Source organism: Streptomyces sp. NPDC050997, assembly GCF_040660135.1.
GTDB lineage: Bacteria > Actinomycetota > Actinomycetes > Streptomycetales > Streptomycetaceae > Streptomyces.
The window spans coordinates 31,981-54,261 of record NZ_JBFAGK010000013.1 but is presented as its reverse complement, the minus strand read 5'-3'; the positions used below and the strand labels follow the sequence as shown (position 1 = coordinate 54,261).

Here is a 22,281-nt window from a genome sequence, read left to right as displayed (position 1 = left end):
GGGGCCGGGTGCATATGAACGGAGTGTGATTCCAATGAACAAGCGGGACACGGTCAAAGCCACACTGCTCGAGATCGTGAACGAGGTGGCCGGGCCGGTCGAGCAGCTGGACGAGGACCAGCTGCTCGTCGATCAGCTCGGTCTTGAGTCGCTGCACCTGGCGCGGCTCGTCGCCGTACTGGAGTTGGAGCTGGACACCGACCCGTTCTCCGCCGACGTTCCCATCACCAGTGTGCGCACGGTCGGTGACCTGCTGCAGGCGTACGACCCGGTCGTGCTGCCCCGACTCGGTGCCGGCGAGCCGTCATGACGCAGCGCGAACCGGGCGGGGAACCGATCGCGATCGTCGGCATGGCCGCCCGTTTCCCCGGAGCCGCGGACCTGGACCGGTTCTGGGACGCGATCCTGGCCGGACGCGAGGCGATACGCGACCTCGGTGACGAGGAGTTGCTGCGCGGTGGTGTCAACCCGGAGTGGCTGACGAACCCTGATTACGTGAAGGCGACCGCGTCGATGGACGACGTCGACCTGTTCGACGCGGCCTTCTTCGACATCTCCGGCCGCGAGGCCGCCGTGATGGACCCTCAGCAGCGAATCTTCCTGGAGACGTGCTGGCACGCTCTCGAGAACGCGGGCCTGCGCACCGCGGCCGGGGCGGGGACGTCGGTCGGGACGGGGACCTCGGTCGGGACGGGGACCTCGGTCGGTGTGTTCGCCGGCAGCGGCGGTGTACTCACCAGCTACCTCCCCGAGGTGTTGAACAGCGCAGGGACGCTGGAAGATCCCACAGCCTCACTCGAACAGCTCGGGACCGACAAGGACTTCCTCGCCACGCGGGTGTCGTACAAGCTCAATCTGACCGGGCCCAGTCTGACGGTGCAGACGGCGTGCTCCACTTCGCTGGTGGCGGTGCACCTCGCCGCCCAGAGCCTGTTGCGCGGCGAGTGTGACGCAGCACTGGCCGGCGGCGTGAACATCCGGCTCCCCCAGGCCACCGGGTACTGGCACCGCCGGGGCGGCATCCTGTCGCCGGACGGCCGCTGCCGCCCCTTCGATGTCGGCTCGCAGGGAACGATCTTCGGCAGCGGCGTGGGCGCCGTCGTCCTCAAGCCCCTCGCCGACGCGCTGCGCGACGGTGACACCGTCTACGCCACCATCCTCGGAACCGCGATCAACAACGACGGCGGCGGCAAGTCGAGCTACGGCGCCGCGAGCCTGCCGGGCCAGCTGGCCGCGATGCGTCAGGCGCTCCACGTCTCCGGTGTCGATCCCGCCACCATCGGCTACATCGAGGCGCACGGCACCGGGGTACCGCTCGGCGACCCCACCGAGATCGGCGCGCTGCAGCAGGTCTTCGGACAGGACGCTCCCTGCGCCATCGGCTCGGTGAAGGCGTTGATCGGGCACATGGAGGCGGCATCGGGCATAGCGGGCCTGATCAAGGCCGCACTGTCCCTGTATCGGGGGCAGATCCCGCCCAGCCCGTACTTCACGGAGCCGAATCCCCGACTGAAGCTGGACGACACAGGCCTGTTCGTCAACCCCGCGCCGCTGCCCCTGCCCGGAACTCCCCGCCGGGCAGCGGTCAACTCCCTCGGCATCGGCGGCACCAACGCCTTCGCCGTGCTCGAACAGGCGCCGGAACGCACGCGGGCGGGCCGGCGTCCGGGGCACGACCTCATCACGATCAGCGCCAGGAGCGCGGACGCGCTGCGGGAACTCGCGGACCGGTGGGCGAACCGCCTGCGCGAGCCGGACGCGGCCCTGACAGACCTGGCCTGCACGAGTCATGTCGGTCGCCGCGCGCTGCGCCACCGGCTCAGCGTCGTCGCGGACACCGAGCACACGGCAGCCGAGCGCATCGAGTCGTGGCTGCGCGACGGAACCGGGCCGGCGGACACGGGTGAATCCGGGCGCGCCAATCCGAGGGTCGGGTTCCTCTTCCCCGGTCAGAGCTCCGAGTACGCCGGCATGGCGGTCGAGCTCTATCGAGAGCATCCGACCTTCCGCGCGGCACTGGACCGGCACGCGGGCACCTTCCGCCGCCTCACCGGGGTCGGCCCTCTCGACGTGTTCGCCGACCCCGCGGCCCAGACGCGGGCCGAGCTGCTCCAGCCGGCGGTCTTCCTCCTACAGGTCACGCTGGCGGAGTTCTGGGCCGCGTGCGGAGTGCGGCCGGACGCGGTGGTCGGTCACAGCCTCGGCGAGTACGCGGCCGCCTGCGTGGCCGGCGTGTTCGGCGTCGAGGAGGGGCTCGAACTGGTCTGCGCGCGCGGCCGTGCCTTCGCGGCTGTTCCCGGCAGCGGCCGGATGGTCGCCGTCGGCTGCACCGACGTGGCCGAGCTGGAACGGCTGGTCGAGGCCAAGGGCGGTTCGGCGGCAGTCGCCGCGTACAACGCGCCGGAACGGATCACGGTCTCCGGCTCGGACACCGAGATGAGCGAGCTGGAAGCGGAGTTCCGACAGCGGGGCTGGGTCACGATCCCTCTGGAGACGACGCACGCATTCCACTCACCGTTGGTCGCCCCGGCCGTCCCCGCACTCGTCCAGGCCGCGAGCCGGATCACCCACCGGCAGCCTGTCGTGCCGATGGCGCTGAACCTCACCGGCACCTGGGCGGGCCGTGCCGAGCTCGGTGCGGAGTACTGGGGACGGCAGCTCACCTCACCGGTCAGGTTCGCGCCCGGCATCGGCGAACTGCTCGGCGGGGGATGCACGGTTTTCCTCGAAGTGGGGCCGGGCCGGACCCTCACCACCTCCGGACGCGTCCAATCCGACGACGGTGCCGTCTGGTTGCCCGGCCTCGCCCCCAGGACCCCGGACCCGGTCACCGTGCTCACCCACCTGGCACGCCTGGACAGGGCGGGGATACCGGTCGACTGGGCGGCGTACTACGCCCCGTTGAAGGCGGGCAAGGCTTCCGCTCCGCTCTATCCCTTCGCCCGGACCCGGCACTGGACCGCACCGGCACTCCCCCATGCCACCGCGGCGTCTTCCGCCGCCGAGCTGTCCGCTCAACCGGCCGGGAATCTGCCCGGCCTGAGCCGGCTGGCGCTGCCGCAGTCCACGCAGCGGCGTTACGAGACCACGGTGGCCGCGACGGCTCCGCGGGCGCTCGCCGATCACGAGATTTCCGGCCGCCTCGTCGTGCCGGGGGCCTACCACACTGCCTGCCTGGTGGAGGCTGTGGCCGGCGACGACTCCGCTGTGGTCATCGAGGATCTGGTCTTCCCGCGAGCGCTGGAGGTCGACAAGGCGCAACGCCGACTCCAGCTTGTGCTCACCCCGGCCGGGGACCACCGGTTCGTCGCCCAGTCGCTCAGCCTGACCAACGCGGACGACCCGCTGGCCGACGAGTCCTGGCAGGTGCACGCGGAGGGGCGGATCCAACGGACCGACGCCCTCGCCCAACCAACGGATCCGTCGGCCCACCTCGCCGGCCGGCCGGTTTCCCCGGCTGAGCTCTACCCGCTGTTCGAGGCTGCGGGCTTCCGGTTCGGTCCGGCGTTCCAGTGGATCGAAGAGCTGCGTCTGGACGGTGAGGACAGCTCCGGCGACCTCAGCTTCGCGGCGGACTCGCCGCGAGAGCGGACCATGGCACTGCTTGACTCCTGCGTTCAGCTGGCGATCGCGGCACGGATCGTCCGCGCGGCCCCCGAGGACGGCGTGCTGTTGCCGTTCCGGATCGAGCGGGCCGTGTTCCACCCCTCCGACCACGCCGTGGCATCAGGTGTCGCGCTCGTCCGGCACCGCGAGGCCGATGCCTCTGGAGCACTGGCCGACGTCTCACTGACCGACCGCGAAGGCAACCCGCTGGTCGAGCTCATCGGCCTCCAGCTGAGAGCGGTCTCCTTTCGTTCGCCCGAGGCCGCGATCTACGCCGACACCTGGGAGTTGGCCGAGGCGACCGGTGACACGTCGCCCACGACCGGCACGTGGATCGTGTTCGCCGACCGTCAGGGGCGCTGGCGGCACGCGGTCACAGCACTGGAGGCAAGCGGCAGCCGGTGTGTGATCGCCGAGGTGGGCACGGCCTTCGCACGGCTCGACGATCATCGATTCGCGCTGGATCCCACCGACGCGGATCACCTGGTCCGGCTGTTCCGCGAGACCGGGCCGGCGAGCGTGCTGCACTGCCTCGGCCTGGACGCCCAGAACACCCGCACCGCCTGCGGCAGCGTGCCCGCGCTCGTGCAGGCCACCGAGCGTACGGACTGGACGCCCGATTCCGTGGTGCTGCTGACCCGCGGTGCGGTGGCCGTACGCGAGCCCGTCGAGGTCGGCGACCCCCACGGGTCGATGCTGTGGGGCCTTGGCCGGAGTGCGGCACTGGAAACACCTCAGCTGAACGTGCGGCTGCTCGACGTGGACCCACGGGACGTCACCGGCGCGCTGAGCCTGCCGTCCGCATGGCCCGGCGCTGAAGCCGCGATCCGCAACGGGCTGCTCTACCGGCCCACGCTGCACCGCGAGTCGGGGCTGCCGACACGTCCTGGCCGACTGAGTGGCCACGGGTGCTACCTGATCACCGGGGGGACCGGAGCGCTCGGTCTGCGTACCGCGGCGTGGCTGGGCAGACGCGGGGTGCGTCACGTCGTACTCGCGTCACGGCGTGCCGACGAGGCACGGGTCGAGGAGCAGGTCCGCGAGCTGGAGCAGTCCGGGCTGAAGGTCACCCTGGCCGGCCTGGACGTCACGGACGAGGCCGCGGTCGACCAGCTGGTCGAGCGGGCGCAGCGGGAGTGGGGCGGCCTCAAGGGCGTCGTCCACGCGGCCGGCGTAGTCGATGACGCGGTGCTGTCGCAGCTGAGCTGGGACCGCTTCCGGTCGGTCCTGGACCCGAAGGTCGCCGGTGGTTGGCACCTGCACCGCGCCACCCTGGATCTCGACCTTGAGCACTTCATCCTGTTCTCCTCCACGGCCGCCCTGCTCGGGGCCCCGGGGCAGGCCCATTACGCGGCCGCCAACGCCTTCCTCGACGGGCTCGCCCACTACCGGCGCGGGTTGGGACTCCCCGCCCTCAGTGTCGGCTGGGGGCCGTGGGAGGCGGGCATGGTGGCACAACTGAGCGAACGGCTCCAGGCCCGGCTCCTGGAGGGTGGGTTCACCCCACTGGAAACCGATCCGGCATTCGCCGCGCTCGACCGGCTCCTGGCCGGGCCCGGTGCTCAGTACGGGGTCTTCGCCGTGGACTGGTCCCGCTACCTGGAGCGGTTCCCCACCGGGCGCGCGATCGCCATGGGTGAGGGAACGCCTGCCGGGGACGGGGCGGAGGCGGTCAGGCGGCTGCGGCGGGACTGGCTCGCCGCCACGCCGGAACGTCGCCGCGAGCTGGTGCTCGCCTACCTGCGCGCCATGCTGGCCACGCGACTTGGCATGGCCGAGGCCGCCATCGACGAGGACCTCTCGCTCCACGAAGCTGGGCTCGACTCGCTGGTGGCGGTCGAAGTACGCGGCCAGATCTTCCGCGACCTGGACGTCGACCTGCCGCTCACCGGTCTCCTCCAAGGCAAGGCCCTGCGTCTGCTCGTCGATGAGCTGTCGGAACGCCTGATGCTCGACGCCCCGGCCCAGGCCGCCGCGTCCACGGCGGCGCCGACCGCCGTGGAGCCCTTCTCACCGGAGGAGGCCGAACGCCTCCTGGCCAACCTCGACTCGCTGGCTGAGGACCAGATCCAGGCGCTGCTGCCCTGGCTGGCCGACCAGGACGGAACCTCATGACCGCCGACGACATTAAAAAAGACACCACTCAGCAATGGGCGATACGGAAGAAGCTGGAGGCGGCACTCCGGGCACGCGCCGGCCAGGCGCGGACCGAGCACCCGCTCTCGTACGCCCAGCGCCCGCTTCTGTTGCTGCATCGGATGAATCCGGACAGCGCGTCCTACAACGTCGGGTTCACCGCCCGGTTCACCGGCGGATTCGACTCCGCCGCGTTCCGCAGCGCGGTGTCGTCGCTCGTCGGACGGCACGCGGCCCTGCGTACGACCTTCCACGGCACCGACGGCCAGACAGTGCACGGGTGGCTCGAACCCGACTTCGCCGAAGTGGACGCGAGCCAGTGGGACGAGCGGCAGATCGAGGACGCGGTGCGCCGCGCCTATCGCGAACCGTTCGCCTTCTCGACCGGGCCACTGGTCCGCGTACGGACGTATTCGGTGGCGCCGGGAGAGGCTGTGGTGCTGCTGGCCGTGCACCATGTGGTGTGCGACTTCTGGTCGCTCAGTGTCATCGTGGCGGAGCTCGAACAGCTCTACCTCGCGGAGACCGAACGGCGTCCGTCGCAGCTGCCCGGACGCAACATCCCCTACAGCGACTTCGTCGCCCACCAGCGGGAGCTGATCCAGGGGGAGAAGGGCAGCGAGGCTCGCGCCTACTGGCACGCTCAGCTCTCCGGCCGGCTTGAACCGGCGGAATGGCCCCGCTTCGAACTCGACCCGGGTGCCGACGGGGGCGGATCGATCCTGTTCCCCATCTCCGCGGAGCTCGCCGACCGCGTGTTCGCGCTGGCCAAGGAGGAAGGGGTCACTCCTTACGCCGTGTTGCTGACTGCCTTTCAGGTCCTGGTCAGTCGCTACACCGGTCAGCGTGACGTCCTGGTGGGGTCCCCCTTCGCCGGCCGGACCAGTCCGACGATGGCCGAGTGCGTCGGAAACTTCGTCAACCCCGTCGTACTGCGCGCCGATCTGAGCGACGCGGTGTCGTTCCGGGAGCAGCTGGGGCGGACTCGCCGTACCGTCATCGGGGCGCTGGAGCACCAGGAGTACCCGTTCGAGCTGCTGGTCGGCGAGCTGGCGCCGCGCCGGGTGGACGACCGTAACCCGATCTTCCAGGCGATGTTCAGCTACCAGAAACCCAGCCGGTACCCGGCGCTGGCGGGCCTGTACGTGGCTGACGACGGCGCGGCGCCGGCCGACTGGGCCGGGCTGACCGCGGTGCCGTTCCGCCTGGACCAGCAGGACGACCAGCTTGAGCTCGTGCTTGAGGTCGTGCACGACGGCGACCGGCTTGTCGGGCTGCTCAAATACCGCAAGTCCGTCTTCTCGGCCCAGGCTGCTCGTCAGGTGACCGGGAACTATCTGGCGCTGCTGCGGGCCGCGCTCGCGGACCCCGGTCGTGGTGTGGCGGAGCTGCCGATGGCGTCCGAAGTCACCCCTGGCACCAGCCGGCGCACCGCCGCGGTGCGCGAGTCCGTCGGCGCGACCCCGCGGAGCGGCACCGCTCTGCGGGGTATCGAGCAGCGCATCACGGCCGTCTGGCGGCAGGTGCTGGGGCGCGAGGGTGTGGGGCCGGATGACAACTTCTTCGATCTCGGTGGCAACTCGATGCTGCTGATGCAGGTGCACGAGATGCTCGCCGACGAAGCCGCGGATACGCCGCTGAAGGTCAACGAGATGTTCCGCTATCCGACCGTGGCCGGTCTGGCCCGGCGCCTCGGCCAGACCGGCCACGGGGCCGGCACGGACCCTGGCCGGGGCCGGGCGTCCAGCAGACGGGCCCAGTTGGCGGGCGGAACGGCCCGCAGCGCTCGCCTGCGCGCGCGGGAGCGTCGTGTCCAGGGCACCGATGGGGGCAACGATGTCTGACGGTGGCATGGCCGATCCGACGGCTCGGCAGAATGACGTGGCCGTGATCGGCATGTGCGGCCGGTTCCCCGGCGCCGGGGATCTGGCTCAGTTCTGGAACCGGCTGCGTGCCGGGGACGACCTGCTGACCACCTTCACGGACGCCGAACTCGCGGCTGCCGGGGCGCCGGAGCAGCTGCTGCGTGATCCCGCCTATGTCAAACGGGCCGCGGTCCTGCCGGACGCGTTCGACTTCGACCACGAGTTCTTCGGCTTCACCAAGCGCGAGGCGAAACTGCTCGATCCGCAGCAACGCATCCTGCTCGAGGTCGCGTGGGAGCTGCTGGAGACAATCGGCTACTCGGGTGGAGCGGACGCTCAAGCCGTCGGCGTGTTCGCCGGTGCGTCGATGAACACGTACCTGACGAATGTCGTGGCTCGTTCCTGTGACCCGCTGGGCTACGCCGGCACCGAGCTGATGATCGCCAACGACAAGGACTACCTGACCACCAGGATCTCGTACAAGCTGGATCTCAACGGGCCGAGCATCAACGTGCAGACCGCCTGTTCGACGTCGCTGGTCGCTGTGCATCTGGCCGTGCAGAGCCTGCTCACAGGTGAGTGCGACATGGCCCTGGCGGGCGGGGTGTCGGTCATCGCCAACAGCTATCCGGGCTACGTCTTCAGCGAGGGGATGATCCTCTCCCCGGACGGGCGGTGCCGGCCGTTCGACGCCGACGGAGCAGGGACGACCTTCGGTGACGGGGTGGGGCTTGTCGCCCTGAAGCGGCTGGCCGAGGCCATCGAGGACGGCGATCAGATCCTCGCGGTGGTGAAGGGCTCGGCGATCAACAACGACGGCTCCGACAAGATCGGCTACACCGCTCCGAGCATCGGCGGGCAACGGGCCGTGATCACCGAGGCGCAGGCGGTGGCGGAGGTGGATGCCGACACCATCACGTACGTCGAGGCGCACGGCACCGCCACGGTGCTGGGCGACCCCATCGAGTTCGCCGCGCTGAGCGAGGCCTTCGCCGACGGTGGTGCCCGGCCGGGCCAGTGCGCCCTGGGCTCGGTCAAGGCGAATGTCGGGCACCTCGCCGCCGCGGCGGGAGTCGCCGGCTTCATCAAGGCGGTGCTGGCGCTGCGGCACCGGGAGATCCCGGGTCACCCGGCATTCGACCGGCCCAACCCCCAGATCGATCTGGTGGGCAGCCCGTTCCACATCAACACCCTGCCGATGGCCTGGCCATCGGGCGAGACCCCCCGCCGGGCCGGAGTGAGTTCGTTCGGTATCGGCGGCACGAACGCTCATGTCGTCCTGGAGGAGGCACCCCCACTCCCCGGCCGGCCGGCGACGACCGGCGGCCCGCAGACGCTTGCGGTGAGTGCCCCGAGCGACTTGGCGCTGCGAGAGCTGGCCGGTCGGCTGGCCGATGTGCTGGAGGGGCCGGAGGCACCCGAGCTCGTCGACGTGGCCTTCACACTTCGGCAGGGCCGACGCGGCCACGCACATCGTTACGCCGTCACTGCGGCGGACCGCGCCACCGCCGCGGCCGGATTGCGTGCGCTCACCGAGGGCGAGAGCGCGGGCGTGCGGGTGGCGGAGACCACCCCGGCCGTGTCGTTCCTCTTCGGCGACGTCCCGGCCGAGGAGTTCCGTGCGTTGTCTGCACAGTTGCCCGCGGTCGCCGACATCGCGGAGCGGTCTTTTGGGGGTGCCGTCCCGAGTGGGGACGACCCGTCGGCGGCTCTGCTGACCGCGAGCCAGGTACTCGCGACGCTGTGGACGGAGTCCGGCGTCCGGCCGGCGGCGGTCGGAGGGGCTGGGGTGGGCGAACTCCTCGCGGCCTGTTACGCCGGCGTCCTCGAACCGTCCGAGGCACTGGCACTGCTGTCCTGGCGAGCAGGACTGACCGACCAGGCCCCCGAACTGCACCCGAGAGTTCCGGACATTCCCCTCCTGTCGGCCGTCGTGGGCGGTGAACTGCCGCAGGAACGGGTGCTCGACCCGCTGCACTGGACCCGGGACGTCTGGGAGGGCGACCGGCTGGCCGAGGCGTTCACCGGCCGCGCGGCGGACGGTGCGGCCGTGGTGGCTGTCGGCAACCCTCCCGTACTCCCGGCAGGCTCCGGCCTCGACGACGAACAGGCCCTGCCGCCCGCCGCCAGGCTTCTGACCGCCGCGGCACGACTGTGGACCGAAGGCGTGCCGGTGGACTGGTCTGGCTGGTACGGCGGACAGCGGCACCGCGTCCCCCTGCCGGTGCACCCGCTGCAGCGCACCTTCCTCCGTCTCGAACCGCCACCCGCCTCCGGCCACAAAGAGCCGAGCCGTAGTCAGAACCCGGCCGAGTGGCTGTACACACCGTCATGGCAGCGCCTCGGCCCAGGCCCGGGCGCGCCTGCGGAAAGCACGTTGCCCGCCGGCCCATGGCTGCTGTTCGGGGACTCCGGTGGGATCGGCGACTCGCTCGCAGGCTCCCTGCGCGAACGAGGCGCCGCCGTGGTCGTCGTACGTCAGGGTGGTGCATTCGGCCGGGTCGACGCCGCTTCCTTCGTCGTCGATCCCACGGATTCCGGCGACTACGAGAAGTTGTTCGACGCGCTCGCGGTGGATGGGCTGACCCCCGAGCGGGTCGTGCATCTCTGGTCTCTCGACATCGCTCCGGGGCACCTCGCGACCGACGGTCTGGACCAGGCCTGCGACCTCGGGCTGTTCTCCGTTCTCGACGTCGCCGGGCGGCTCGCCCGTGGCCCGGGCCACGAAGGCGCGCACATCGGGGTGGTAGTCCGCGACGTGCACGACATCACGGGCGGTGAAACCCTCGCGCCCGCCGCCGCGATGACCGAAGCCGCGCTGAACCGTATATCCCAGGAATTCGCCGGGCTCCGTTGTCGAAGCATCGACATCGGCGGGAGCGCCCTCACACCGGAAGCCCTCCTCGCGGAGATCGTCGCCCCGACCGAGGCCTCGGTCGCGTTCCGGCACGGGCACCGTTGGACGCGGCATCTCGTTCCCGCAGCGGCCGGCCCCGGCCCGTCGGTCCCGACCAGTCGGCTGCGCCCCGGCGGTGTGTACCTCATCACCGGCGGTCTCGGGCAGATGGGTCTGACCCTCGCCGGCCACCTGGCCCGCGTCGCCGGGGCCAAGCTGGTGCTCACCGGGCAGTCCCCGCTGCCGCGACCCGACGCGTTCGACCGGTGGATCGCCGAGCACGGAGCAGCCGATCCGGTCAGCCGGAAGATCGAGGCCGTCCGCGGCGTCGAACGCCTCGGCGCCACCGTGATGGCGGCGTCCGTCGACGTCACCGACGCGGGGGCGATGCGGGAACTGGTCGGCACCGCCCATCAGCGGTTCGGCCGGATCGACGGATGGTTCCACTGCGCCTACGCGCCACACGACCAGGCCGATCGCTGGGTCGACCCCACCGACCGGGCGGCCTGGCGGCAGGCCCTCGCCCTGAGGGTCCGCGGAGCGCTGGTGCTGGCCGAGATCTTCGCCGACACGCCCGTCGATTTCGGCGTCACGATGGGCTCCCTCACCTCGGTGCCGGGCGGCGGCGACCCGTGGCAGGCGGCGGCCGACCGCTTCCTCCATGCCCAGGCATCGGGCATGGACGGAGTGATCAACATCGACTGGGGCGACTCCCTGCCACCAGGGCAGCGTGCCAACGTCCTTGACCTTGTTCTGCGTTCCGACATGCCGTCCCTGCTCTCGGTCTCCACGACCGACCCGAACCGCCGCATCCAGCAGCCGTCGGCCCTCACGGAGCCGGTGCGCCCCGCCCTCGCCTCCCCCAGGCCCAGGCAGCAGCTGAGTGGCGACGAGCTGAAAGCGGCGCTGGCGAAACTGTGGTCCGAAGTACTGCGGACCGAGATCAACCGGTACGACTTGAGCATTTTCGACGTGGGTGGCGACGAGCTGCTCGCGGTCAGGCTCGCCCGGCGCATCGAGGAAGGGCTCGGCGTGCCGCTGACGGCAGTGGAACTCCTCGCGAACCCGACGATCGACCGTCTCGCGGCAAGCCTGGCCGCGGGACGAACGGCAGCGCCGTCCCACCGCCGCCTCGGCCGCCGAAGGGAAACAGCCTGATGTTCGACCACGAGGAGAGCACAGTGGAACCCCTGCTCCAGGAACTCGCCACCGTCGTCGGCGACTATTTCGACATCCAGCCCGAACAGTTGGACACCAACCTCGCGCTCACGGAACTCGGGGACTCGATGTCGCTGCTCGGCATGTTGCAGCGCCTGGAGGACCGCTACAGCTGCAAAGTGCCGCTCCGGCAGCTTTTCGGTGACGTCCAGACCCTGCCCGACCTCGCCGGGTACCTTCTCGCGCACGCACCTGCGGAAAAGCTGCCGGGAGCGCGGACGGTACCGCCCTCGCCTGCTGTTGTGTCCACCGCCGATGCCATGGCTGCCGTAAGTTCCGTAGCTGCCACAGCCGCCGTAGCCGACACGGCACCGGTACCGGCACTCTCGCCGGTGGCGCCGGTCGACAGCGCACCAACAGTCGCAGCATCATCGACCGCGTTGCCGACGCCAGGTGGTGCCTCGGTGCCGGGCGTCTCGACGGCCGTGCAGGACCTGATCAAGGAACAGCTCCTGGTCATGCAGCGCCAGCTCCAGCTGCTGGCGGGCAACGAGCCGACCCCCACGGCCGGCCCGGCCACCGGGCCCGCGTCCGGAGCCGGCGCGTCGGCGCCCGTGGCGCTCTCCCCTGAGCGGCCGGCACCGACGAGGTCGGTGGTGCCGCTCGCACCCGGCGCGCGGAGCAGCGCGATCAGCCCCGTGGAGACGCCGGAGCGCGCCCTCTACCTGAAGGAGCTCGCCGACCGTCTCGGCGCTCGGACCAAGGGCTCCAAGGAATTCGCCCAACGGTTCCGGACGATGGTCGCCGACAGTCGGTCCACTGTCGGCTTTCGCCCCTCGACCAAGGAGATGCTGTACCCGATCGTCGCCGAGCGCGGGCAGGGCTCACGGCTGTGGGACATCGACGGGAACGAGTACGTCGACCTCACCCTGGGATACGGCGTCCACCTCCTCGGCCACAATCCACCCGTCGTCATGTCGGCCATCCGCGAGCGGCTGGACGTCGGTTTCAGCCTCGGGCCGCGCACCCAGCTGGTTGAGGAAGTCGCCGCCGGAATACTCGAACTCACCGGCATGGAGCGCGTCGCCTTCCTCAACAGCGGCACGGAAGCGGTCATGACAGCGGTCCGGCTCGCACGGGCGGCGACCGGCCGTGACAAGATCGTGGTCTTTTCCACCGCGTACCACGGCCACTTCGACAGCGTGCTCGCCGTGCCCTCCCATGAGAACGGCGTGTTCGGCACCCGACCGCTCGCACCGGGCGTCTCGCCGCATGCCGTGGAGAACGTGTACGTGCTCGAGTTCGGCTCCGACGACGCTCTCGACTTCATCAACAGGCACGGAGCGGAACTCGCCGCGGTTTTGACCGAGCCGGTGACGCTGCGCACTCCTGGCGTGCAGAAGCCCGATTTCCTGCGCGCGGTCCGGGAGATCACCAGGAGGCACGGTACGAAGCTCATCTTCGACGAGATGGTCACGGGTTTCCGTTGTCATCCGGCGGGCGTCCAGGGGCTGTACGACATCGAGGCCGACCTCGCCACCTACGGCAAGATCGTCGGAGGCGGCATGCCGCTCGGCGTGATCGCCGGACGCGGTGGGGTCATGGACTCGATCGACGGCGGCGTCTGGAACTTCGGCGACGACTCGGGCCCGAGGGTGGAATCCACCTTCTTCGGCGGCACGTTCAACCAGCATCCGCTGACCATGGCGACGGCCAAGGCGGTCCTCGACCACCTCCGCGCGGAGGGACCGGAACTGCAACGGAACCTCGACCGCACGACCGCGATGTTCGCGGACCAGCTGAACGCCGACTTCCGCGAGCTCGACGTTCCGATCGAAGTCCACAGGTTCTCCTCGCTCTTCAAGTTCGAGCACCAGGCGAACATGGACCCGTTCTACTTCAACCTGCTCGACCGTGGCGTGTTCGTCTGGGAGCTGCGCAACTTCTTCCTGTCCACCGCGCACGAGCGGGCCGACCTCGACCACATCCGTACCGCGGTGCGTGAATCGGTCGAGGAGCTGCGGGCCCACGGCCTACTCGGCAGCAGCCGTACGAATCCGGCCGGCCCCGTGCCTCATGCGGCAGCGCCACGCAGTACCCGCGCGCAGCGACAGCTGCGGGCCCTCGACCAGGGCGCCGTGCCCGCCTTCGAGATGTCCGTCGGGTTCTGGCTCGACGGCCCGCTCGACCGCGACGCACTGCGCACCGCCGTGCGGGACCTGGTCGCCCGCCACGAGACGCTGCGGACCACGTTCGGTTCGGACGGTGACACGCTGGTCGTCCGTCCCGCGTCGGAGACACCTCCGAGTGAGGTGCTGACCGAGCACACCTGCGGGGGCGAGGGCGAACTCAGGCGCTTCCAGCGGAGCTGGGCCGAACGGCCGCTCGACCCGGTCGACGGGGAGGTGTTCCGCGTCGCTGTGGTGGAGGTCGACCCGGAACGGCATCTGCTGCTGGTGACGGTGCATCACGCGATCGTGGACGGCTGGTCCTACAGCGTTCTGCTCAGCGACCTCGCCGCGATGTACAACGCCAGGTGCCGTGGCACGAGCCCCCAACTGCCGCCGGCCGCGCAGTTCCGGGACTACCTCACCTGGCACCAGCGGGTCGCCGCCGGCCCCACCGCCGTCGAGCACCGCGACTTCTGGCGGTCCCTCCTGAAGGACGTTCCGGCGCTGGAACTGCCGTCGTCGGGGCAGCCGAGCGCGTTCCCTTACCGCGCGGTACGGCACAGCCTTCTCCTCGACCCCGAATTCTGCGGTGAGATGCGCGATGCCGCCCGCAACGAGGGCGTCACGGTCTTCGCCTACCTGGTGGCGGCCTGGGGGGCCTTGCTGCAGCGGCTGACGGGGCAGGACGACATCCTGGTGCCGGTCGCGGCCGCCCGGCGTCCGCCGGAGCTGGACCAGGTGGTCGGATACTGCTCGAACCTGCTGCCGCTGCGCCTGCGCCGACCGACGGACATGCTCGTCGCGGACTACGTGGCCGATGTGCTCACGCAACTGGTCACCGGACTCGAGCACCAGGACTACCCGTTCGCGGACCTGATCACGGACTTCTCCCCGCCCGGGGCGGGTCTGCGCAGCGACTTGTTCACCACGTCGATGTCGTTCTACCGCCAGGTCGTGGTGCCCACCATGGACGGGCTCACGGTCTCGGAAGCCGTCCCGCTGCCGATCACCCAAATCGGCAATCCCCTGGCACTGAACATCGTGGACAGCACGGACGGATTCCGGTGCGAGTTCGAGGCCGCAGCCGACCTCGTCGACTCCGACCTCGTCGAGCGCCTCCCGCAGTACTACCGGAACCTGCTCAGTGCCATGGTCGCCAACAGCGAGCGGCCGTTGGACGAACTCGACCACGAAGGCCAGGAAGCCGTGAACGCGAGCTAGTGTCTCGTGATCTCTCCTCCGAACAGATAGCGGAACTGCGGGAGTTGGCCGGTCGCGGGATGTTCCGGCCGATGTGGCGCTTCGTGCTGTGGTCCGGCGAGGGGCGGCGGCGCGAGGACATCGCCGAGCTCGCCGGTGTGGCGCCGCTGACGGTGGACCGCTGCACGGTCCGTCATGCCGAGCGGGGCCTTGCCGGTCTGGAGGAGAAACGCCGTGGCGGGCCGCGCACCCAGGTGCCGCCGCAGGCGCGGGCTCGCGTGATCGCCGGAACCTTCAAGATCTCGAAAGACCCGGCGTTCGCGGAGACGCAACCAGGATCACGAGACACTAGGTACGAAGACAGGTATCTGCCTCGCCGTGAGGCAGATACCTGAGGTTCCCCGCCGGCACGTGGCCGGAATCCCTACTCCGAATGCCTCCTCTCCTGCTGCCGACGGTTCTGCCGGCGCCGCGCGGCTGTGGCATTGCGCGCACGAGGGCTTGTGGACTGTCCGTCGAAGGAACGACGATCCACTTCTGGTTGGAGAGTTTCAGCGAGTGCGGAGATCGTCGGGTAGGTGAAGAAGGAAGTCAGCGGGACGTCGATGCCGTGCCGGTCACGCAGTTCCTGGTGTATCCGCACCACGAGCAGTGATGTGGTGCCGGCGTCGAAGATGTTCTCCGTGACGCTGACCCGGGACACGTCCAGCACTTCGCTCCAGATCTCGTGCAGAAGATTCTGAACGGGTCCGCTGGGCAGGACATGGTCCGTGCTGGAGACCTGTTGCTGGGCGAGGGCCTTCAAGGCGTTCCGGTCGGTCTTCCCGTTCGGGGTCAGCGGCAGTGTCGGCAAGGTCAGAACCCGGTTCGGCACCATGTACTCGGGCAGGCTCTGACGCAGAAACGCCCGCGCGCTGTGCTTCAGCACCCGCAGCAGAGCGCCCTGCCTGGGGTCGTTGCTGACAGGCCCGTCGACCGTCGGCCGCTCGTGGAGGAAGTCTCCGCCCCACTGGCCGCGGCGAGTGAAGATCGTCCGAATGCGTCCTTGCTCCGGGAGGCGAGGGGACCAGGCATGGTGAGTCTCCCAGCCGTGCCGGGCCGCGACCTCGTCGAGTTCCTCCGGCGAACACGTGGAGTGGGGCGCCTCGTCACCCGCCACGAGCTGGGCGAAGCGGGCGACGCGGGCGTTCGGGATGCCGTCGACGACGACCGCGACCGAGCTCGACGTGTCGAGCAGCCCGTTCATGCCTGCGAGGTCAAAGACCTCCTCCCAGCCGCGGTACTCGCAGGGCTGCGGCTGGTCCGGTACCTCCCCGCCGACCTTCAGGAGGACGTCGTAGCGGAAGCGCGTCATTTCGTTGTCGAACCCGGAGGCCTTGAGCGAGACCTGAATTCCGGTCACCGCCGGAAGCGCGTCCTGCAGTTCCGCGAAATAGCCGGGGTCGATGAGGAGTTCGTCTTCTTCCAGTGCGTGCCGTGCGGCGAGGGCGCGCAGTTCCTCGGCGCCTATCCGGTCGTCCGTTTGCAGCACGCCGGCGTGGAACGCCTCTGCCAGCTTCAGGCTCCGCAGGTCGCCGACGAAGATGTGACCGCCAGGAACAACGATCTTGCTCGCTTCGGTCAGGACCTCCGTGAGGTAGTCCCGGCCGGGGAAATACTGGGCTACGGAGTTGATCACCACGCAGTCGAAGAGCTCTCCGCCGGCCACGTCCCCGATCTCCGTGGCAGCGGCCGTGGCCAGCCGCACCTGGTCGGCGAGCCCCCTCCGGGCAACCGCGTCCCGCACATGACCGATGGCTTCCGTGGAGAAGTCGATCCCCAGATAGCGGTCGGCCGCAGGGGCCAGGCGCAGCAGCAGCAATCCGGTGCCGCAGCCGATCTCCGCGAAGGTGCGGGCGCCCGTTTCGGCGATTCGGTCGACGGTCCGCGTCACCCAGTCCCGCATGTCCGTCTTCGGTAGTGGCTGCTTCGAGTAGCTGCTCTGCCAGCCCTTCAGGTTGAAGTCGTCTTCGGCGGCGGGTTCGCCTTCGGCATAGGTGGTCTCCCAGATGGTGCACCAGTCCTCTGTGGTGCCATCGGCCTGCTCCGCCACGCTCTCCGGCGTCACGAAGGTGACCATCTGGTCCTCCCCCGCGGAGGTCGTCACGGCCAGCGTGCAGGCGTCGCGGACGCCGGGGCAGGCTCGGGCCGCGGCATCGACTTCCCCGGGTTCCACGCGGTGCCCACGGATCTTCACCTGGTCGTCGAGACGTCCGAGGTACTCAAGGTTCCCGTCGGACCGCCACCTGACGAGGTCTCCCGTGCGGTAAACGGGCAGCCCTTCGACGTCGACGAACCGCTGCGCGGTCAGTTCGGGGCGGCCGAGGTAGCCCAGTGCCAGCCCCGCACCGCCGATGCACAGCTCTCCAGGTACCCCCATGGGCGCCTGGCGGCCGGCGGCTTCGAGGACGAACAGGCGGGTGTTCGCAATGGGTCGCCCGATTCCGGTGACGGTGTCGGACCGCCCCAGCACCGCACGCGTCGACCATATGGTCGTTTCCGTCGGCCCGTAGAGGTTGTGCACTTCGGGCCCCATCGCGGTCAGCGCTCGGGCGAGCGAGTGCGGCAGGTGCTCTCCGCCGCTCCATATCTGCCGTAGCGCGGGCGGCGTGACGCGCTGGGACGAGGCGTAGAGCTTCCAGGTCGCCGGGGTGGCCTGCACCACCGTGATCTCCTCGTCAAAGAGCAGCTTGTGCAGGCGTTCCGGGTCGCCCCCGACACCTGGAGGCCCGATCACCAGCGTCCCGCCGGTCAGCAGTGGGAGCCAGAGCTCCAGTCCTGCGATGTCGAAGGACAGGGAGGTCAGTGCGAGCAACCGGTCGCGCGTGCCGAACCCGGACTCGGACACGAAGTCGTCCAGAAGGTTCCCGAGGCTCTTGTGGTTGACCATCACGCCCTTGGGGCGGCCGGTCGAGCCGGAGGTGTAGATCACGTAAGCCACGTCGTCGCCGCACGGCACGCGGGTCGGCTGTTCGGCCGGGAGCGGGAAGGCGGGCCGGTCCAGCAGCAGCACTTCGGTACCCGGGGGCACAGGGATGCGGTCGGCGAGGTCGCGCGTACTCAGCAGCACCTTGATGCCGGCGTCCTGCGTCATGTGTTCCAGCCGGGCGCCGGGGTACGCCGGGTCGAGTGGTACGTAGGCTCCTCCCGCGGCCCAGACGCCGAGCAGGCCCGCCGGCAGGTCGCGGCCGCGCGGGAGAGCCACACCGACCAGATCGCCCGGCCGCAGCCCACGTGCCGTCAGCGCCGCACCGATCGCCTCCGCTCGTTCGACGAGCTCCGCGTAGGTGTAGGTGCCGTCGGACGCCTTCACCGCGACGGCGTCCGGTCGGCTGTGCGCAGTCGCGGACAGCCTGACGGGAAGCGCGCGAGCGTCGACCGGACGCTTGGGGCCCGTGCCCAGTGTGACGAGTACGGCCCGCTCCTCCGCGTCCGCCAGGTCGATGTTCTCGACGCGGACGTCCGGGTTGACGGCGACGACCTCCCACAGCCGCCGCAGGTGCCGGACGAACCGCTCCGCCGTGTCCTGGTCGAAGAGATCGGTCGAATACTGGAGTCGGCAGTCGAGACCGTCGCTGAGCGGAGTGACGTTGAGTACCAGGTCGAACTGTGAGGTTCCCGTCTGGTTGTCGATCAGTTCCAGTTCGGCGTCCGGCAGTTCCGTCTGACGGACGGAGACGTCGTGGAATGCCACCATCACCTGGACCAGCGGGTTGTGGGACAGGCTGCGCTCGGGCGCGATGCCGTCGACGACTTCCTCGAAGGGGACGTTCCGCGACTCGACGCTCCGGTACACATCGCGTACACGCTCGATGTACGCGGCGAACGTTGGATCGCCGGTCATGTCCGTCGGGATCACGAGGGTGTTGGCAAAGGAACCGATCAGCTCTTCGGTGTCGACCGACGAACGGTTGGCCACCGGGGTTGCCACCAGCAGCCGTGACTGCCGCGACCAGAGACCCAGTACTGCCGAGAACGAGGCCAGAACCGTCGTCCGGAGGGTCGTGCCGTGCTCTCGTGCGGCCTTCTCCAGCTCGCGAACCAGCGAGGGCGGGACGCGCCAGGACAAGGACGCCCCCGCGAAGGTCTGCACGGCCGGCCGAGGGCGGTCGGCCGGCAGATCGACCACCGTCGGGAAGCCCGTGAGCTCGCTCAGCTGCGCGGCCCGTCGTTCCATGGCCTCCGGCGTGTTCGCCCACTCGCGCTGCCGTCTCGCGAAGTCGACGTAACGGGTGGGCGGCAACTCGGGCAGGTCGGGGACACCGCCTGCCCTGTCCTTTCGGTAGAGCTCGGCGACCTCGCGCAGAAAAATGTCCAGAGACCGGGCGTCGGCCACGACGTGATGCAGCACGAACACCAGAACTCTGGTGCCACTGCTGCCCCGCACCAGACCTACCCGCACCAAGGGAGCGTCGGTCAGGTCGAACGGTTCGCGGGCGAGTTCCTCCGCTTTGGCGAAGACCGACGGTTCATCGGACGCGTCGAGCCTCCGCACGGTGATGCGTGCCTCGTCCAGAACCTCCTGGACGAGGGCGTCCTCCAGGATGCCGAAGCGAGTCCGCAGGACCTCATGCCGTTCGATCACGCCGTTGACCGCGTGTTCGAGAGTGGGTACGTCCAGTTCGCCGCGTACGACGAACCGCGCGCACAGGTTGTTCCGGGAGGTCCCGGGCAGCAGCAGTTCAGTGAACCAAAGCCGCTGCTGCGACAGCGAGGCCGGGTTTGCACTTACGTCGAACGTCATCGGCTGACCTGCTTTCCCGACAGTTCCGCCGGGTCGATCCCGGGGCAATGCTCCAGCAGTGACGGATGCAGACAGGGGGTCCGCTCGAAAGTCCGCGGTGCCATGTCGATCCGGAGCGCATGATCACGCTCGGCGTAGGCCTGCCAGTCGATCCGCACACCACGTTCCCAAAGGGCTCCGACCGCCTGGAGCAGCGAACGTCGGCTGTCCGAGGCTTCTCCGTCGGACACCAGGGCCAGGGCAGCGTCTTCACGGAGCTGGGCCGTCCGCAGCAGACTCGCCCCGCCGTTCAACTGGAGGGACACCGCCTCGGGGTGCTCGGACACCACCGAGCGCAGGGCCTCGTCGAACGGGACGTGCTCACGCAGTTGCGCTCCCCAGTACCCGGGATCACAGGCCTCCTCGCTGGTCAGCCATGTCCCGGTGACGCAGGAAACCGTCGGCGTCGTGGGAGGGTTCAGCCGCACGTCGCGCATCCGACGGGTGAAGCGGACGGCTGCTTCGGCGCGTTCCGCACTGTCCGACATGACCTGGCTGCGCCAGCACACCGCCCGCGCCGCGTCCTCGAACGAGAGGACACCGCTCAGCTGGGCAGCGGTCAGCTCGCCGACGCCGCGTCCCACCAGCAGGTCCGGTCCGACTCCCAGGTCGCTGAGGAATGCGTGCTGTCCGACGCCGAGCAGGTGCAGCACCGGTTGAGAGACCTGCGTCGCGGTCGGATACCTGCCGTGGAGGAACGCATCGCGCACGGCCGCGAACGTCTGGGGAGGCAGCACCTGTTCCATGGCTGCGAGGCCGTCGTCCACGGTCGATCGGAAGACCGGCTCGGCCTCGTAGAGAGCGAGCGCCGCGTCCGACGCGCCGGCCTCCTCGCCGGGGATCATGAAGACGAGTGTCGGGGGCCCTTCGGGAGCCGTACGGAACCGCACCGGCCGCGGCCACCTCACGCCGGTCGAGCTGTCGTCGACCGGGATCAGCGCGGCCGCGCGTGTGGTGAGTTCCGGGCGACCGGTGCGCAGCGTGTGGCCGATGTCCTGTCGCACCTCGGCCGATGCTCCGTCCACGGCCGCACGCACAGTGTCGACGGCTTCGGTGAGACGTTCCGGGTCGTCCGCGGACAGCGGAAGCAGCTGCCAGGACCGCCCCTTGCGGGAGGCGAGCCACAACTCCGGCTCGGCGTCGCCGATGATGACATGCGCGTTCGTCCCGCCCAGCCCGAACGAACTGACCGCCGCATAGCGGCCCTGGTCCGACCGTTGCCAGGCGGTCGGCTTGTCTGCCAGCTTGAACGGTGTGCCCCGCAGGTCGATGGGCGGGGCCCCGTCCACCAGGGGTGCGTTGGGAGGGATCTGGCCATGGCGTAGGGCCAGAAGGCAACCGATGATGCCTGCCGCGCCGGCCGCCGAGGTGAGGTTGCCGATGTTCGCCTTGACAGAGTGGAGTCGACACTCGCCGGCACCGGCACCGCTGGATCGAAAGGCCTGGGTCGCGGCGTCGATCTCCAGCGCGTCCCCGATGCTCGTGCCTGCGCCGTGCCCCTCCAGCAGGCCGATGCTGGAGGAGTCCAACTCGGCGACGTCGAGGGCTTCTTCGATCAATTCGGTCTGACCGACGACTCCTGGTGCCGTGAAGCCGGCGCGTTCTCGGCCGTCGTTGTTCACCGCGGTACCGGCGATGACTCCGAGGATCGGGTTGCCCGCGGCCAATGCCGCGTCCAACCGGCGTAGGAACAGGACGGCAACGCCATTGCCGTCCACCGTGCCGTCGGCTGACGTCATGTATGGCTCGCACCGGCCTCGCCGTGAGTAAATGCCACCCTCGGTGAACGTATATCCCGCGTCCCGTACGTCCAGGGCGACGCCGCCCGCCAGCGCCGAGTCACACTCACCGGCGAGAATCGCCTGACAGGCGAGATGCACTGCCACACTTGAGGACGAGCAGGCGGTCAGGACCGTCATCGAGGGACCGGTGAGACCGTAGGTGTAGGAAACTCTGCTCGACATGTAGTCGGGATCGGTTCCAATGGCCAGACCGGCGAGATCCACATTGCTGTCGACTGCGGCCGAGCAGTGTTCGATCTGCGCACCGTAGCCACTCGTCCGTGATCCGACGAACACTCCGACGCGATCCGGCAGCGAACCGATGAAGCATCCCGAGCTTTCCACTGCCCGATAACAAGCTTCCAACATGGCCCGATGCTGCGGGTCGGTCAACTCCGCCTCGGACCGGCCGAATCCGAATGCCTTGAGATCGAACCCGAGGTAATCTTCCATGGAATACGCAACGGGCACGTATGTCGGGTCCTTGTATCTGCGGCCCGGAATCCTACGTCGCACCAGTTCCGCATTGTCGATTTCACGCCGACCGGAACGTCCCGTGCTAAGGATTCGCCAGAAGTCCGCCGCGCTCCGCACACCGGCCGCACGAATCGAAATTCCTATCACGGCAACACGATCAGACATTACC

At 69.5% G+C, this 22,281-nt stretch carries 8 protein-coding genes; 6 read left to right on the top strand and 2 right to left on the bottom strand.

Annotation, left to right across the window (positions count from 1 at the left end; genetic code table 11):
- The first annotated feature begins 34 nt into the window (after window positions 1-34).
- The 6 genes from AB0H86_RS27280 to AB0H86_RS27255 all read left to right on the top strand — a co-directional run bounded on the left by AB0H86_RS27280 (window position 35) and on the right by AB0H86_RS27255 (window position 15,427).
- Window positions 35-310, top strand: coding sequence for a phosphopantetheine-binding protein (locus AB0H86_RS27280; RefSeq protein ID WP_362444038.1), 276 nt, complete (start codon window positions 35-37; stop codon window positions 308-310).
- Window positions 307-5,721, top strand: a complete 5,415-nt coding sequence (locus tag AB0H86_RS27275; RefSeq protein WP_362444035.1) for a type I polyketide synthase — start codon at window positions 307-309, stop codon at window positions 5,719-5,721. The genes AB0H86_RS27280 and AB0H86_RS27275 overlap by 4 nt, the downstream gene beginning before the upstream one ends.
- On the top strand, window positions 5,718-7,586 hold the full coding sequence (locus AB0H86_RS27270) for a condensation domain-containing protein (RefSeq protein ID WP_362444032.1): 1,869 nt from the start codon (window positions 5,718-5,720) through the stop codon (window positions 7,584-7,586). Before AB0H86_RS27275 ends, AB0H86_RS27270 begins: the two co-directional genes overlap by 4 nt.
- Window positions 7,579-11,661 carry an SDR family oxidoreductase gene (locus AB0H86_RS27265; RefSeq protein ID WP_362444029.1) on the top strand — a complete coding sequence of 1,361 codons (4,083 nt, stop codon included), beginning with the start codon at window positions 7,579-7,581 and terminating at the stop codon, window positions 11,659-11,661. The genes AB0H86_RS27270 and AB0H86_RS27265 overlap by 8 nt, the downstream gene beginning before the upstream one ends.
- Window positions 11,661-15,053 carry an aminotransferase class III-fold pyridoxal phosphate-dependent enzyme gene (locus AB0H86_RS27260; RefSeq protein ID WP_362444026.1) on the top strand — a complete coding sequence of 1,131 codons (3,393 nt, stop codon included), beginning with the start codon at window positions 11,661-11,663 and terminating at the stop codon, window positions 15,051-15,053. Before AB0H86_RS27265 ends, AB0H86_RS27260 begins: the two co-directional genes overlap by 1 nt.
- A gap of 71 nt (window positions 15,054-15,124) precedes the next feature.
- On the top strand, window positions 15,125-15,427 hold the full coding sequence (locus tag AB0H86_RS27255) for a hypothetical protein (protein ID WP_362444023.1): 303 nt from the start codon (window positions 15,125-15,127) through the stop codon (window positions 15,425-15,427).
- A 29-nt stretch (window positions 15,428-15,456) separates the two neighbouring features.
- Here AB0H86_RS27255 and AB0H86_RS27250 read toward each other — a convergent pair whose 3' ends face one another.
- Together AB0H86_RS27250 and AB0H86_RS27245 are read right to left on the bottom strand one after the other, a co-directional pair.
- Window positions 15,457-19,815, bottom strand: a complete 4,359-nt coding sequence (locus AB0H86_RS27250; protein ID WP_362444020.1) for an amino acid adenylation domain-containing protein — start codon at window positions 19,813-19,815, stop codon at window positions 15,457-15,459.
- Entirely contained in the window at window positions 19,812-22,277 is a 2,466-nt protein-coding gene (locus tag AB0H86_RS27245; protein WP_362444481.1) for a type I polyketide synthase, read from the bottom strand. The genes AB0H86_RS27250 and AB0H86_RS27245 overlap by 4 nt, the downstream gene beginning before the upstream one ends.
- Between the last annotated feature and the right edge of the window lie 4 nt (window positions 22,278-22,281).

Coding starts and splice junctions, on each gene's coding strand:
- AB0H86_RS27245 (WP_362444481.1), bottom strand. CDS start 22,277: ATGTCTGATCGTGTTGCCGTGATAGGAATTTCGATTCGTGCGGCCGGT.
- AB0H86_RS27260 (WP_362444026.1), top strand. CDS start 11,661: ATGTTCGACCACGAGGAGAGCACAGTGGAACCCCTGCTCCAGGAACTC.
- AB0H86_RS27255 (WP_362444023.1), top strand. CDS start 15,125: ATGTGGCGCTTCGTGCTGTGGTCCGGCGAGGGGCGGCGGCGCGAGGAC.
- AB0H86_RS27265 (WP_362444029.1), top strand. CDS start 7,579: ATGTCTGACGGTGGCATGGCCGATCCGACGGCTCGGCAGAATGACGTG.
- AB0H86_RS27270 (WP_362444032.1), top strand. CDS start 5,718: ATGACCGCCGACGACATTAAAAAAGACACCACTCAGCAATGGGCGATA.
- AB0H86_RS27275 (WP_362444035.1), top strand. CDS start 307: ATGACGCAGCGCGAACCGGGCGGGGAACCGATCGCGATCGTCGGCATG.
- AB0H86_RS27280 (WP_362444038.1), top strand. CDS start 35: ATGAACAAGCGGGACACGGTCAAAGCCACACTGCTCGAGATCGTGAAC.
- AB0H86_RS27250 (WP_362444020.1), bottom strand. CDS start 19,815: ATGACGTTCGACGTAAGTGCAAACCCGGCCTCGCTGTCGCAGCAGCGG.